The organism is Bacillus sp. 205(2023) (assembly GCF_037027485.1).
Lineage (GTDB): Bacteria > Bacillota > Bacilli > Bacillales > Bacillaceae > Bacillus > Bacillus halotolerans.
In genome coordinates this window covers 1-15,088 of record NZ_JAXCHF010000001.1, presented here as the reverse complement: position 1 = coordinate 15,088, position 15,088 = coordinate 1, and the positions used below count along the sequence as shown (strand labels likewise).

14 protein-coding genes and 1 riboswitch are annotated in these 15,088 nt (G+C 46.2%); all 14 genes read right to left on the bottom strand.

All coding sequences use genetic code 11. The features are described from left to right. Positions 1 to 6 precede the first annotated feature (6 nt). Positions 7 to 708 carry a phosphoadenylyl-sulfate reductase gene (locus tag WA325_RS00070; RefSeq protein WP_024121347.1) on the bottom strand — a complete coding sequence of 234 codons (702 nt, stop codon included), beginning with the start codon at positions 706 to 708 and terminating at the stop codon, positions 7 to 9. A gap of 158 nt (positions 709 to 866) precedes the next feature. Continuing rightward, positions 867 to 972, bottom strand: a riboswitch (SAM riboswitch). A gap of 144 nt (positions 973 to 1,116) precedes the next feature. Then, positions 1,117 to 1,749 carry an orotate phosphoribosyltransferase gene (gene pyrE, locus WA325_RS00065; protein ID WP_313886314.1) on the bottom strand — a complete coding sequence of 211 codons (633 nt, stop codon included), beginning with the start codon at positions 1,747 to 1,749 and terminating at the stop codon, positions 1,117 to 1,119. Next, on the bottom strand, positions 1,746 to 2,465 hold the full coding sequence (gene pyrF, locus WA325_RS00060; protein WP_103671392.1) for an orotidine-5'-phosphate decarboxylase: 720 nt from the start codon (positions 2,463 to 2,465) through the stop codon (positions 1,746 to 1,748). The genes pyrE and pyrF overlap by 4 nt, the downstream gene beginning before the upstream one ends. Beyond that, on the bottom strand, positions 2,434 to 3,369 hold the full coding sequence (locus WA325_RS00055; protein WP_024121344.1) for a dihydroorotate dehydrogenase: 936 nt from the start codon (positions 3,367 to 3,369) through the stop codon (positions 2,434 to 2,436). Before WA325_RS00055 ends, pyrF begins: the two co-directional genes overlap by 32 nt. After that, positions 3,369 to 4,139, bottom strand: coding sequence for a dihydroorotate oxidase B electron transfer subunit (pyrK, locus tag WA325_RS00050; protein ID WP_336183039.1), 771 nt, complete (start codon positions 4,137 to 4,139; stop codon positions 3,369 to 3,371). Before pyrK ends, WA325_RS00055 begins: the two co-directional genes overlap by 1 nt. Beyond that, positions 4,136 to 7,351: a carbamoyl-phosphate synthase (glutamine-hydrolyzing) large subunit gene (carB, locus tag WA325_RS00045; protein ID WP_105954202.1), complete on the bottom strand. Its 3,216-nt coding sequence runs from the start codon at positions 7,349 to 7,351 to the stop codon at positions 4,136 to 4,138. Before carB ends, pyrK begins: the two co-directional genes overlap by 4 nt. Beyond that, positions 7,336 to 8,430 (bottom strand): carbamoyl phosphate synthase small subunit, encoded by a 1,095-nt coding sequence (locus WA325_RS00040; protein ID WP_059352883.1) that lies wholly within the window; start codon positions 8,428 to 8,430, stop codon positions 7,336 to 7,338. Before WA325_RS00040 ends, carB begins: the two co-directional genes overlap by 16 nt. Then, the gene (locus WA325_RS00035; protein WP_101861193.1) at positions 8,427 to 9,713 is read right to left on the bottom strand and encodes a dihydroorotase; all 1,287 of its coding nucleotides are present in this window, start codon (positions 9,711 to 9,713) and stop codon (positions 8,427 to 8,429) included. Before WA325_RS00035 ends, WA325_RS00040 begins: the two co-directional genes overlap by 4 nt. Beyond that, positions 9,697 to 10,611: an aspartate carbamoyltransferase catalytic subunit gene (locus WA325_RS00030; protein WP_336183038.1), complete on the bottom strand. Its 915-nt coding sequence runs from the start codon at positions 10,609 to 10,611 to the stop codon at positions 9,697 to 9,699. The genes WA325_RS00035 and WA325_RS00030 overlap by 17 nt, the downstream gene beginning before the upstream one ends. Positions 10,612 to 10,758: 147 nt before the next feature. Further along, complete coding sequence (gene pyrP, locus WA325_RS00025) at positions 10,759 to 12,066, bottom strand: uracil permease PyrP (RefSeq protein ID WP_024121339.1); 1,308 nt, start codon at positions 12,064 to 12,066, stop codon at positions 10,759 to 10,761. Between the two features lie 175 nt (positions 12,067 to 12,241). Beyond that, positions 12,242 to 12,787 carry a bifunctional pyrimidine operon transcriptional regulator/uracil phosphoribosyltransferase gene (gene pyrR / locus WA325_RS00020; protein WP_024121338.1) on the bottom strand — a complete coding sequence of 182 codons (546 nt, stop codon included), beginning with the start codon at positions 12,785 to 12,787 and terminating at the stop codon, positions 12,242 to 12,244. 183 nt (positions 12,788 to 12,970) lie between these two features. Then, a complete protein-coding gene (locus WA325_RS00015; RefSeq protein WP_024121337.1) occupies positions 12,971 to 13,882 on the bottom strand; it encodes an RluA family pseudouridine synthase in 912 nt (303 codons plus the stop codon). Position 13,883: 1 nt separating this feature from the next. Continuing rightward, the gene (gene lspA / locus WA325_RS00010; RefSeq protein ID WP_336183037.1) at positions 13,884 to 14,348 is read right to left on the bottom strand and encodes a signal peptidase II; all 465 of its coding nucleotides are present in this window, start codon (positions 14,346 to 14,348) and stop codon (positions 13,884 to 13,886) included. 110 nt (positions 14,349 to 14,458) lie between these two features. After that, positions 14,459 to 14,833 (bottom strand): sporulation-related RNA polymerase-binding protein YlyA, encoded by a 375-nt coding sequence (gene ylyA / locus WA325_RS00005; RefSeq protein WP_024121336.1) that lies wholly within the window; start codon positions 14,831 to 14,833, stop codon positions 14,459 to 14,461. Positions 14,834 to 15,088: the final 255 nt, after the last annotated feature.

The window sequence follows — 15,088 nt, the reverse complement described above, 5'->3', positions numbered from 1 at the left end:
AGCTCCTTATTCATGCAGTCCGCATTCTGTTTTCGCCATACCGTTCCATCTGCCTGAGCGCAGGTCCTCTGCGGTAAATGCAGGTGACGTACAAGGCGCGCAGCCGATACTTGGATACCCTTGATCGTGGAGCGGATTGTAGTCCAGCTCATTCCGAGAGGTGTATCTCCAAATGTCTTTCCAAGTCCAATGGATAAGCGGGCAAACTTTTACTGATTTGAATTTCTCATCTTTGTTTAAGAAATTCGTATTGGCACGGCTTGGCCCTTGGTCGCGGCGCAGGCCGGAAAGCCATGCCGGGTGGCCGGAAAGCGCCTCTCTTAAAGGAACGATCTTTCTGAGATAGCAGCATTGGTTCGGCTCTCTTTCCCACAGTTTATCACCATGTTCTTCCGCCTGTTCCTCAAGAGTAAGGTTCGGTTTCTTCAGGATGATATTGAGGCCGGGATAGCGCTCTTTCACGCGTTCTATCGTTTCATAGGTTTCTTTAAAATGAAGCCCTGTATCGAGAAATACAATCTCTGCGTCTTTTTTCACTTTATAGATTAAGTCAATCAGAACGATTCCTTCAATTCCGAAACTGCAGGCATAAACAAGCTGATTGCCGTAATGGCCGTAAGCCCATTTTAAAACTGACAGCGCCCCTTTATAAGGATCGTCCTCCGGAAATGTAATCGTTGGTTCTTCCCAATTATCGTACGTTAACATTTCTTCTTTCCTCCTTTCGGAGACAAACAAACAGTAGCTTTCTGCCAGTTGTCTTTCCCAATTGTAATGTGATGCGGCTGCTGTTATCTCCGTAAACAGCCCCTCTTAAAATAAAAAACTTTCAATCCGGCGGAAAGAAAGACAGGAACTGCATGTAGCCCTTATCTTTCAAAATGGAATACATTTTGCTGGAAGTAGCACCTTACACATTGTGCAGGTTGCCGGGCTTCATAGGACCAGTCCCTCAGCCGCTCTTGATAAGTTTTTCAGATTTGTAGTAAATTTTAGCACAATTCTAACATAAGTCAACCCGAGTTTTTTTATAGGATTAATAAAAAAACAGACCCAAGGGCCTGTTTTCAATCGTGGCAAGGCATTAAAGCCCTTCACAATACTTAAATTTATTTTTTAATTTTTAAACCAATCTTTTGACTCGGGATTCATTTTCCATGTTTGCAGCTTCTTCAGGTCATCTGAATGAATATTTCCATTCTCAAGTGCAACCTCTGTCAGTGTGTCATAATCAGTTAACGAGTAGTATGGAAGATCAGCCTCAGCAAACGCTTCTTGTGCTTTAGGAAGTCCATACGTAAAGATTGATACCACACCAAGCACTTCACAGCCAGCGGCATTCAGAGCTGCTGCAGCTTCAAGTACGCTGCCCCCTGTGGAAATTAAATCTTCTATGACAACTGTTTTTTGGCCTTTTTGAACTGCACCCTCAATTTGATTGCCTTTTCCATGTGCTTTCGGTTTGCTTCTCACATAACACATCGGCAGGTTCAAACGGTCAGCCGCCAATGCCGCATGAGGGATACCTGCTGTCGCTGTTCCTGCGATCATTTCAGCTTTCGGGAAATGCTCTTGGATAAGCTTGCTGATGCCTGCAGCAACATCATTTCTTACCTCTGGGAAAGAAAGGGTAAGGCGATTGTCACAGTAAATTGGGGATAAGATGCCGCTCGCCCATGTAAACGGCTCATTCGGGCGTAAAAATACAGCTTGAATGTCTAATAGATGTTTTGCGATGATTTGTTTCATTGTTTGATTCCCTCCCATTCGAGTTTGACAGCTTCATAGGCTTTTAGCGGATTTGCAGCTTTTGTAATAGAGCGTCCCACAACAATTGCTGATGACCCTTTTTCTCTTGCTATAGAAGGCGTTGCGACGCGGACTTGATCATTCGCAGTGTCTGCTGACATACGGATACCCGGGGTCACCGTCAAAAACGACGGCGACACTGCTTCGTAAATGGCTTTTGCTTCATGAACAGAGCACACCACTCCATCAAGTCCGCTATTCTCCGCCAGTTTGCTGTAGTGCACAACCGTGTCGATGAGAGGCTTTCTGATGAGCAGCTCATCCTTCACCATTTGTTCAGATGTGCTTGTCAGCTGGGTTACCGCAATAAGTGACGGACGTTGTTTTCCTGCCGGCGTGCCTTCCTCTAAGCCTTCCAGGGCTGCTTCCATCATTTTTTTGCCTCCGGCTGCGTGAACATTGACGAGATCGACTCCAAGGCAGGCAAGACGCTTCATTGCTTTATTCACCGTGGTCGGAATGTCATGGAGCTTTAAATCTAAAAAGATCTCACAGTTTCTTTCTTTTAATTGTGCAATGATAGCCGGGCCTTCTTGATAAAAAAGCTCCATTCCAACCTTCACAAATAACGGTTCCTTGTGAAAAGGCGCTAAAAACGACAGTGTTTCTTCAGCTGATGCAAAATCAAGCGCGATGATGGGCAGGTTGTTTTTCATGCTTCCAGCTCCTTCCGATGCATTCTTCAACAGATTCATAGCCGTATTGGCGTAAAACAGCTGGGAGCTGCTCAATGATGTCAGGGCATGCGAAAGGATTCACGAAATTTGCTGTTCCGACAGCGACCGCACTTGCTCCAGCCAGAAGAAATTCCAATGCGTCTTCGGCCGTCTGAACGCCTCCCATCCCGATAACCGGAATGCTGACAGCCTGGCTGACCTCATACACCATGCGGATCGCAACAGGCTTTACAGCAGGACCCGAAAGCCCTCCAGTTTTATTGGCTAATATTGGCTTGCCTGATTTTAAATCGAGCCTCATGCCGATTAATGTGTTGATCATCGTTAGACCATCCGCACCCGCCTCTTCGATCGCTACCGCAATTTCTGTGATGTTTGCCACATTCGGAGAAAGCTTCACATATACAGGCACATCTGACACTTTTTTAACAGCCTTCGTCAAATCAGCAGCCATGGCAGGATTTGTTCCAAAAGCAATTCCGCCTGTTTTGACGTTCGGACAGGAAATGTTCAATTCAAGCGCATGGACATTAGGCGCTTTGCTGATAAGTTCTGCGACTTCAACATAATCCTCGACTTGTGAGCCGGCGACATTGGCAATAATAGGCGTATCAAATTGCTCAAGCCATGGCAGCTCATTTTCTAAGACGCTTTCCAGCCCTGGATTTTGCAGACCGATCGCATTGAGCATTCCAGCGCCAGTCTCAGCTACCCTAGGCGTCGGATTCCCGAAGCGGGGCTCCTTTGTCGTAGCTTTGATCATGATTGCTCCGAGACAAGACAAATCATAAAAACGCGCAAACTCTTTTCCAAAACCGAAGCAGCCTGATGCGGGAATGATCGGATTTTTCAAATCCAGACCCGGCAATTTCACCTCTAGCATTACAGCGCCACCTCCTGAGCTTTAAATACAGGTCCGTCAAGACATACCTTTACATAGGATGTCTCACTTTCGTTTGTATGGCACACACAGGCGAAGCATGCACCAATACCGCAGCCCATTCGTTCTTCCATGGAAATGTAAACCTCTTTGTGGGCGTATTCTTGTTTGAGCGCCTTTAGCATCGGTGTCGGCCCGCAGCTGAGGAGAATGTCAAATTCAAGATTTTTCTGTTTGATGACATCTGTGACAAACCCGGTTTCCCCGTAGCTTCCGTCAGCTGTTGCCACATACGTGTCGCCGTACTGTCGGCATTCTTTTTCGTAGAAAACATCCTTTGCCGATTGGAATCCTAAAACGTGTATGACCTTTACGCCTTTTTCCTTTAAACGTTTCGACAGTTCTTGGAGAGGCGGCACTCCTACACCGCCTCCTACCAGCAAAGCCGTCTTTCCGGGTTGGACTTCATCTACTGGAAAGCCATTGCCCAAAGGCCCGAGGACATCTACGAGATCTCCCTTCTGCTTCAGCGACAAGAGTCTTGTTCCTTCCCCATCTACTCGATAAATCATGGTGACTTCATTTTTTTCAAAGTTAACATCAGCAATGCTGATTGGTCTTCGCAAAAGAGGCGTAACCGCTTCGCTCACTTTCAGATGAAGGAACTGTCCCGGGGCAGTAAACCTTTGGACAAGCTCCCCTTTTAGAACCATTTGATACACCCGGTCTGCAATTTGCTGGTTAGCACACACCGTCAAATACGCTTTTTTCATATAGTGATTGCCGCCTCCTGATTTGTGTTGATTGCCGGCATTTGATCGGCACGGAACGTCATGCTTTCCAGCACCCGCAAAATGGCTTCTGCCGTATCTAAAGATGTTAAGCAGGCAACACCGTTTTCTACTGATTCACGTCTGATTCTAAATCCGTCTCTTGCCGGCTGCTTTCCTTTTGTCAGCGTATTGATGACAAACTGGGCTTCTCCATTTCTGATCACATCAAGCAAGTTCGGGCCGTCCTGGCCGATTTTTCCGACGACCTTCGCTGGAATTGACGCCTCCTTGAGATACCCCGCCGTTCCTTCGGTCGCTAAAATGTTATACCCGATCGCATGGAATCGTTTAGCGATGGCAAGCCCTTCTTCTTTGTCCTTATCAGCCACTGTTAAAAGCACGGAACCGTAGTTAGGAATTTGAATGCCTGAAGCTATCAGCGCTTTATAGAGCGCCTTTTCAAGAGTGGAATCTTTGCCCATGACCTCTCCTGTTGATTTCATTTCAGGCCCTAACGTAATGTCCACTCTTCTCAGCTTCGCGAAGGAGAAGACCGGCGCTTTTACAAATACGCCCTGCTGTTCAGGCTGCAGGCCTTCATTGTAGCCAAACTCAGCCAGCTTTTGCCCGAGAATGACTTTTGTCGCGAGGTTCGCCATCGGGATGCCCGTGATCTTGCTTAAGAACGGCACCGTTCTGCTTGATCTCGGATTGACTTCAAGCACGTATACTTCACCTTTTGACAGGACGAATTGAATGTTGAGCAAGCCGACAATGTTCAGCCCTTTTGCAAGTGCGATCGTATATTGTTCAATTTTTTTCTTAATGTCTTCCGTCAGAGACTGCGGCGGATAGACCGCGATGGAGTCTCCGGAGTGCACGCCCGCACGCTCAATGTGCTCCATGATTCCAGGAATGACTACGGTTTGGCCGTCAGACACCGCATCCACTTCGATTTCTTTCCCAGTCAGATATCTGTCAATTAAGACTGGATGCTGCGGATTGATTTTGACTGCGTTTTTCATGTAATGGAGCAGCTCTTCCTCATGATAGACAATTTCCATCGCCCGTCCGCCAAGCACATATGAAGGGCGCACCAGTACCGGATAGCCGATGTTGCTTGCGATGTTTACCGCCTGATCAACCGATGTCGCAGTTTTGCCAAGCGGCTGCGGCACTTGAAGTTCTTCCAGCGCCTGTTCAAACTTATCGCGGTCTTCCGCACGGTCTAAATCTTCTAATGACGTTCCAAGGATTTTGACTCCGCGTGCAGAAAGTTCGTCAGCAAGGTTGATTGCAGTTTGTCCGCCAAATTGCACGACAACGCCCATCGGCTGTTCAAGGTCAATGATATGCATGACATCTTCGATCGTAAGCGGTTCAAAGTACAGCTTGTCTGAGATACTGAAATCGGTCGACACGGTTTCCGGGTTATTATTGACGATAATTGCCTCATAGCCTGCTTGTTTAATTGCCCACACGGAGTGAACCGTAGCGTAGTCAAATTCAACCCCCTGGCCGATTCGAATCGGGCCGGAGCCAAGTACGATCACGCTTTTCTTATCTGTAACAACAGATTCATTTTCTTCTTCATATGTGCTGTAGAAGTATGGCGTTTCTGATTCGAATTCCGCCGCGCATGTATCCACCATTTTAAATACCGGTGCGATTCCCGCTTGTTTTCTCATGCTGTAAAGCTCAGATTCTTTCATTTTCCACTCGCGGCTGATGTACTTATCAGAAAATCCGAGTTCTTTTGCCTGTCTCAGCACATCTGTATCACCCGCATTTGCTTTCAGCTCTTTTTCAAACTGAACGATTCCGAACAGCTTATGCAGGAAAAAGAGGTCGATGGCAGAGAATTCATGAAGCTGCTCAACTGTGTAGCCCCTTCTGTACGCTTCAGCCAGGTAGAATAAACGCTCGTCTCCGGCTTTTTTAATCCGCTTCTCGAGAAGCTCATCTGAAATATCAGCGGCATCTTTTAATTCAAGATGATACACATCAGCTTCCAGTGAACGCACAGCTTTCAGCAGCGATTCTTCAAGCGTGCGGCCAATCGCCATTACCTCTCCCGTCGCTTTCATCTGAGTGCCGAGCCTTCTGTTTGCTGATTCAAACTTATCAAATGGCCAGCGCGGTATTTTAGATACGACATAGTCCAGCGCTGGTTCAAACGCTGCGTATGTCTTACCTGTCACCGGATTCATCATCTCGTCTAATGAAAGGCCGACGGCGATTTTAGCTGCGAGCTTTGCGATCGGATAGCCTGTCGCTTTTGATGCAAGGGCAGATGAACGGCTGACACGCGGGTTCACTTCAATGATGTAGTATTGGAAGCTGTCTGGATCTAAAGCGAGCTGTACGTTACATCCGCCTTCAATTCCAAGCGCACGGATCAGTTTTAAAGATACATTCCGCAGGAGCTGATATTCCCGGTCGCTGAGCGTTTGGCTAGGTGCGACGACAATACTGTCTCCTGTATGGATTCCGACCGGATCAATGTTCTCCATATTACAAACGACAATCGCATGATCTTGGCTGTCTCTCATGACTTCGTATTCGATTTCTTTGTAGCCGGCAATGCTTTTTTCAAGCAAACATTGGTGAACCGGGCTTAATTTTAAGCCGCTTTCAACAATTTCTTTCAGCTCGGCTTCAGTGGAGCAAATCCCTCCGCCTGTGCCGCCTAATGTATATGCAGGGCGGACAATGACAGGAAATCCGATTTGGCTGACGAAATTCTCGGCTTCTTCTAGCGAGTGAATGATCTCACTTTCAGGGACGGGTTCATTCAGCTCATTCATTAATGTTCTGAACAAGTCACGGTCCTCAGCTTGCTGGATTGCAGACAGCTTTGTGCCGAGCACCTCAACGCCGCACTCCTCCAGCACGCCTTGCTCAGAAAGCTCAACCGCAAGATTCAAGCCTGTTTGCCCGCCGAGTGTAGGAAGAATGGCGTCAGGACGCTCTTTTCTGATGATCCGCGTCAGAAATTCAGATGTCAGCGGTTCGATGTAAACCCGGTCAGCCATTTCTGTATCGGTCATGATCGTCGCCGGGTTTGAGTTGACAAGAATAACCTCATAGCCTTCTTCTTTTAATGCAAGGCAGGCTTGAGTTCCCGCATAATCAAATTCAGCTGCCTGACCGATGATAATTGGTCCTGACCCAATTACTAAAATTTTGTTAATATCTACGCGTTTTGGCATACCGCTTCCCCTTCTTTCTCTGTTGTTTCGATCATTTCGATAAATCTGTCAAATAGATGATTAGCGTCCTCAGGACCGGGTGATGCTTCCGGATGATATTGAACCGTAAATGCAGGCAGTGTTTTGTGTTTCAGCCCTTCAATCGTATCGTCGTTTATCGCGATGTGTGTGACTTCAAGCTCTGTTTCATTGATAGATGAAACTGTATAGCCATGATTTTGGGATGTTAAGGCAACTTTTCCGGTTGCAAGCTCTTTTACCGGATGGTTTGAGCCCCTGTGACCGAATTTCATTTTTTCAGTATCGGCTCCGCACGCCAGCGCAAATAACTGGTGGCCGAGACAAATTCCGAATAATGGCACTTTTCCAAGAACACCTTTTATCATTTCAATTGCTTCAGGTACATCTTTCGGGTCACCAGGTCCGTTAGAAAGCATGATGCCGTCCGGCTTCAGCTGAAGGACTTCTTCTGCTGTTACATTGTAAGGCACAACGATGACGTCACATTTCCGTTTGTTCAGCTCTCTTAAAATGCCGTGCTTCATGCCAAAGTCCACCAAGACAATGCGTTTGCCTCTTCCCGGACTAGGATATGCTGTTTTGGCTGACACTTGGGATACTTGATTTCTCGGCAGTTCAGTTTCGTTCAGTCTTTTCAGTACTGCTTCGATATCTTCATCAGGTGAGGCAAACGTTCCTTTTAGCGCGCCTGCCGTGCGGATCATTCTCGTGAGCTTTCTTGTATCAATTCCTTGCAGTCCCGGAATGTTTTTCATTTTTAAATACTCATCCAATGTGTAAGCTGAACGCCAGTTGGAAGGCAGTTCACATAATTCTTTTACAATCAATCCTTTAACAAAAGGCGTAATGGATTCAAAGTCATCACGGTTAATGCCGTAATTTCCGATAAGCGGATATGTTAACGTAACGATCTGCCCGCAATAAGAAGGGTCTGACAAAATTTCCTGATAACCAGTCATACCGGTATTGAAAACGACTTCTCCCATGCTGTGCTCCAAGCTCCCGAAGGCTTTCCCCTCAAATACCGCTCCGTTTTCCAGTACTAATCGTCTTTTCATTTCACAAGTCTCCCTTCTTCATAAGCAAGCGTTCCTGCTGCAATTGTAGCGACTGGCCAGCCGCTGCAGTTAAGGCCGTTAAATGGTGTGTTTTTACCTTTAGATAAGAATGTTTCTTTGTCTATAACTGCTTCTCTTTCCAAATCGATTAATGTGATGTCGGCTGCTTGTCCCGTTTTCAGTGTTCCATATGGGAGACCAAACGCTTCGCAAGGCTTGATTGTCATATAATCAATCAGCTGTTTCAGCGTCCAGCTGCCGTTTTTAACAAAATGTGTGTAAAGAAGCGGGAACGCTGTTTCCAAACCGACAATTCCGAACGGCGCCAGCTTCATTTCTGTGTTTTTCTCTTCTTCTGTATGCGGCGCGTGGTCGGTTGCTATAAAGTCGATCGTTCCGTCTAAAAGTCCTTCAATCAGTGCTTCTCTATCTTCCGCACCGCGCAGCGGCGGGTTCATTTTATAGTTTGTATCCAGCCCGGGAATGTCTTCATCACAAAGCAGTAAATGGTGAGGTGAAACTTCTGCTGTGACCCGAATTCCCGCTTTTTTCGCATCACGCACGACTCTCACAGATTCTTTCGTGCTGATATGGCATACATGGTAATGGCAGTTTGCCGCCTCAGCCAGTAACACGTCACGGGCAATATGAACCGATTCACACACAGAAGGAATGCCGTTAAGCCCGTTCGCTTTTGAAAACGTCCCCTCATGGACGCTGCCTCCGTAAATTAAGGAGTTGTCCTCGCAATGTGCGACAATCGCTTTGTCAATCGCGGCTGCGCGTTTCATTGCTTCATACATCATTCCTGCTGTCTGTATACCGACGCCGTCATCTGTAAATGCAAATGCCCCAGCTTCTTTTAATGCTTCAAAGTTTGTCATCTCATCGCCAATTTGTCTGATCGTAATAGATGCATAAGGAAGGACTCTGACGCATGATGTTTCTTTAATGCGGTTTTGCACCCATTCCATCTGCTCCTTCGTATCAGGAACCGGCCGTGTATTCGGCATGGCTGCTACTGTTGTATAACCGCCGCGCGCCGCTGCTTTTGCGCCGGTTTCAATGGTTTCTTTTTTCTCTCCGCCAGGCTCTCTAAAGTGTACATGGAGGTCAACAAAGCCCGGTGAAACGAGCAATCCTTTCGCGTCAATAACCGTTTCTCCATCTGCTGCATCAAGCTTGCCGATTTCTGAGATGACCTCTCCTGTCACCCGAATATCCTGTTCTGTTTTTTCACCATTTTCGTTAAGTATCCAGCCGTTTTTAATGAGATATGACATACGCTGCTTCTCCTCTTTTCGCATTGGTTTGTAAGGCTCGCTGTAACACTGCCATTCTGATAAATACGCCATTTTGCATTTGTTTGAAGATTCTTGATTTTTCGCTTTCTACTAAGCTGTGATCAATCTCCACTCCTCTGTTCACAGGCGCCGGGTGCATAATAATCGCATGCTGCTTCATACGTTCAGCCCGTTCTACAGTCAAGCCGAATTCATTTAAATAGCCTTCCTGACTGACAGCTGACTGATGTCTTTCATTTTGAATACGCAGCAGCATGACAACATCCGAAGTCTCTACTGCTTCATCCATTGAGACATACGCGCCAAACGTATTTTCTTCATCCTGCCATTCCGGCGGACCGGAAAACAGAACGCGGGCACCGAGTCTTGTCAACACTTCAGCATTAGACCTCGCGACTCTGCTGTGCTTAATGTCGCCGTGAATGGAGACGGTAAGGCCTTTGAACGTATTGAATTCTTCATTGATTGTCATTAAATCAAGCAATGATTGTGTCGGATGCTGGCCGCACCCGTCTCCCGCATTCAGAATCGGGATATTTACATGTCCGACAAGTTCTTTGTAGTACTCATCCTCACTGTGTCTGATGACACACGCATCAACACCGATTGATTCGAGCGTTCGAATTGTGTCATATAAGGTTTCGCCTTTTTGTACGCTGGTGCTTGTTCCGTCGAGATTCAGGACATTCATGCCCAGTTTCTTTTCAGCTACCTCAAAGCTGAATCGTGTTCTGGTGCTTGGTTCAAAAAACAGATTCGCTGCAAATTTACCTGTCAGCTGATGGTCTGTTTTTTCGTTTTTGAGGTCTTGCGCAGTTTGAAGCAAATCTTTGATTTCCCCAGTGCTGAGTTCACTCATCGTCGTTAAATGCTTCATTTTCTTTCCCCTCTCATTTCAACTTGTTTAAGGCTGAAAAAAACCCCGGTCTTGGATAGACTCGGGGTACGGTTAAATAGAGGAGCAGCGTGAAGCTTTCTTCTCTTTATAACCCTTCCAAGCCTCTCTGGACTTTCATTAAAAGGTTTAAATATGATGTTGTTCGGATGTGTCTGCCTGCTCTTCCTTCGCTTGCGGAAGAATCAGGTTTAAGATGACACCTACAATTGCCGCAAGCGCCATGCCTGACACTTGGAATCCTCCTTCAGACACCTGAATAAATGCGCCGCCTACGCCGATTACAAGGATGACTGATGTGATGATGAGGTTTCTGTTATTTTCATAATCAATTTTGTTGTCAATCAGCATTCTCAAACCGCTGGAAGCGATGATGCCGAACAGCAGGAAGGAAACGCCTCCCATAACCGCTGACGGGACTGAACTGATAAGCGCAGATATTTTGCCGATGAAGCCGAAGCAAAGGGCAATCACTGCCGCGCCTCCGATAACAAAGACGCTGAACACTCTCGTAATGGCCAGTACGCCAATGTTTTCTCCATAAGTTGTTGTAGGCGGGCCGCCAATCAAGGAAGCAAGGATTGTGGCCGCGCTGTCGCCCATTATTGAGCGATGGAGACCCGGTTTCTTAATGAAGTCTTGTCCTACAACTTTGCTCAGCACCATCTGGTGGCCGATATGCTCTGACATGGTAACAAATGCGACAGGGACCATTGCTGCGGCGATGCCAAGTGTCACTGACGGCGTATAATCTTTAAACGGGATGATAAATTCAGGGACTGCAAACCATTTCGCGTCAAGCACCGGCTGGAAGTTGACAATTCCTTGAGTCAAGGCAAACAAGTATCCGCCGATGATTCCGATCAAGACCGGGATTAAGCTTAAGAATCCCCGCAAGAAAATCGCGCAAATGATCGTGATCGCTAAAGTGACACCTGCAACACTGAAATGTTTTAAGCTGTAAACCAGCTCACTGGCATTCGGATCAGCATACATGGCCATATTTACCGCTGTGCCGGCCAGACCCAGTCCAATGACGATAATAACCGGACCTACGACGACAGGCGGGAGAAGCTTCATCAGCCAGCCTGTTCCGAGCTGTCTGATCAGCAAGGCAATCAGCCCGTACACAAGCCCTGCCAGAAACGCACCAACCATTGCCGCTCCGGGTCCGCCGGTCGCTTTTACCAAGATGATCGGAGAAATAAAGGCAAAGGATGAACCGAGATACGCTGGTATTTGTCCTTTCGTGATCAGAAGGTAAGCAAGTGTTCCGATACCGCTCGTCACCAATGCAACAGCAGGACTCATTCCGACCAGCTTCGGAACCAAAATCGTTGAGCCAAACATCGCAAATAAATGCTGCAGGCTGAACGAAACCCAAGAGAAAGGTTTCGGAATTTCCCTGACTCCTAAATTAACTTTTTTCTTACTCATGATGATTTTCCCCCTGATTGATGACTTTTCATATTAGGATGACTTAATAACTGTATAAAAAAACCTCTTTGCTGTTTTTACGCAAAGAGGCATACAAAGACCGGCCGCATACTTTCGGGGCTTCGCTGTGCACCTCTTTGCAACCTCTCTGGATTGCGTTTAAAAAGGTGATACATTATTCATTTTCATAAATGGCGACGAGATCGTTTTTGTCAACCTCATCAAGCTGAACCATAACCTTTTCAGCTTTTGAAGTCGGGATGTTTTTCCCGATGTAATCTGCTCGGATCGGCAGTTCTCTGTGTCCTCTGTCAACAAGCACAGCCAGTTGAATTGAGGAAGGTCTGCCTACATCGACAAGGGCATCCATTGCGGCTCTGACCGTTCTTCCTGTGTAAAGAACATCATCTACGACAATTACTTTTTGATCTGTGATATCTACCGGTATATCTGCACCTTTCACAAGCGGTTCTTCATTGCTCGTTTTTTTGGATAGATCGTCTCTGTAAAGGGTGATATCAATTTCTCCAACGGTTACAGGATTCCCTTCTATTTGTTCTATCCGTTCGGCGAGGCGTTTTGCCAAGTAAATACCTCTTGTCTTGATACCGACAAGGATGCAGTTGTTCATCCCTTTATTGCGTTCAATCATTTCGTGAGCAATTCTGGTCAGCGCACGTCTGATTGCCTGTTCGTCGAGAATGACAGCTTTTTGATTCATTATGTGACACCTCACAGTTCATTTAGAAGAAAAAACCCCTCTTGCCATTGGCAGAGAGGGGTTTTAGGACAAGGTGCGTGCATATACACGTATCCCGTCAATCCGTTATCCTTCTCAGCCTCTCTGGACTGTTTTAAAGAATCTATTCAGCTTCGTTTATTATTTCAGAAAAGAGATGCCCTGTCAACGGGTTTTTCTCAGATTTTCGATTAAAGCAGACATATCATCAGGAAGCGGTGCCTCAAATTCGATATATTCGTCAGTGCGCGGATGCTGAAAACCTAAAATTCCGGCATGAAGCGCCTGTCCGTTAAAATCGATCGTTTTTCTCGGCCCGTATTTCGGATCTCCCGCTAACGGGAATCCGATATACTTCATATGCACACGGATTTGGTGCGTTCTTCCTGTTTCAAGCTGGCATTCCACAAGCGTAAACTCCTGAAAGCGGTCAAGAACATGAAAATGAGTGACGGCGTTTTTTCCATCACGTGTTACAGTCATGCTTTGCCGATCTTTCTTATCCCGCCCGATCGGCGCATCAATTGTACCGTCATCGTGAGAAATAAGCCCATGGACAACTGCCGTATATTTCCGCGTAACCGTTTTGTTGACCAATTGGTTTACAAGTGACTCGTGCGCCATATCATTCTTCGCCACCATTAATAAGCCAGACGTGTCCTTATCGATTCTATGGACGATCCCCGGGCGCATCACGCCATTTATTCCGGATAGGTCCGTACAATGAGCCATAAGGCCGTTTACAAGTGTACCCGTAAGATGCCCGGGAGCTGGGTGCACAACCATTCCGCGAGGTTTATTGACGACCAGCACATCCTGATCTTCATAGTAAATATCCAGATCCATAGGTTCTGCCAGCACGTCGAGCGCTTCAGGCTCAGGCACAGTGACAGTCACCTGATCCCCCGGCTGAATTTTATAATTCGATTTTACAGGGCTTCCGTTCACGACAACTTGTCCGTCCTTCACCCATAGCTGCACCTGGGTTCTCGACCAACCATTTTCAGTCGATGCCAGAAATTTATCAATCCGCTCACTTTTTTGTTCTTCTGAAGCGGTTATGTCAAATTGATTCATGCTATTGCTCCTTCTTCTTTTTCCCGCTGTCCAACAGCATTTGTATAAATAAAAGCATTACGCCGACACATAATGAAGAGTCCGCGATATTAAAAATCGGGTAATTGTAATTGACGATAATGACATGGATAAAATCCACCACTTCCTGTCTGACAGCCCGGTCGATAAAATTGCCGATGGCGCCGCCAAGCATGAGTCCGAGGGCAACACCAAGAAGCTTTTGCCCTTTCGTATAATGCTGTATGTAATAAACAATACCAATAATGACTGCAGTTGTGATGAGGTAGAAAAACCACATCTGACCGGCTAATATCCCCCACGCCGCACCCGTATTGCGATGGGAGGTGATATAGAATACCTGATCAATGATCGGTATGCTTTGTCCAAGTTCCATGTTCTTGACGACAAGCCATTTTGTCAGTTGATCAGCTGCGATAATAAGTAGTGCGATAACGTAATACAGCACAAACGTTCCTCCATTATACGGTTACTTTAGTCCATTATGCATTTTATCAATAAAAAGCACTGGAGTAAAGAAATATCAGCCTCTATACAGACTTAATCGGAGAGGCGCTGTTATTCATACAGCGCCTGATCATATTCAATATCAGTTGATTTCCACAGAGGAAGTGTTTTTTTTTCAAATTGGACTGAATACAGAAAATCATTTGCTGTTCGCGCTGTCGGCAGCACAGCCAGCTTTGAAAGAGGAATGGGAGCTCCAGTTTCTTCACAGTATCCGAATGTGCCGTCCTCAATTTTCGACAATGCGAGAAGAACGTCTTGAAGCTCTTCTTTAATATGATAGATCAGAGTTGCTTTTTGTTTATGATTGATTGCTGCTTGCGGGCTTGTTGAAACCTGAAAGCAAGAATACTCAAATAATCTCGACTGTAATTCTTCTTTCATCAGAAGAAGTTCCGTATAAATTGCGGTCAGTTGATCATTCATTCATCACAACTCCTGCTCTTAACGTAATACCTATATTGTTACCTGTGAATGATGATCTAAAGCCCATAAGATTTTTCCTGCCATTCTAAACGATGTCACTCTTGGCACAAAAAAAGGCCCGGCTTTTGGGGACTGACCCCATAAGATGAGACAAATAAAAAACACCTTCAAGTTTGAAAACGGATGATTGTTAGCCGAAATTAGACTTGGAGGTGTTTTTTCTATGGGGACAAGAGTGAGTTATCCGGTTGAAGT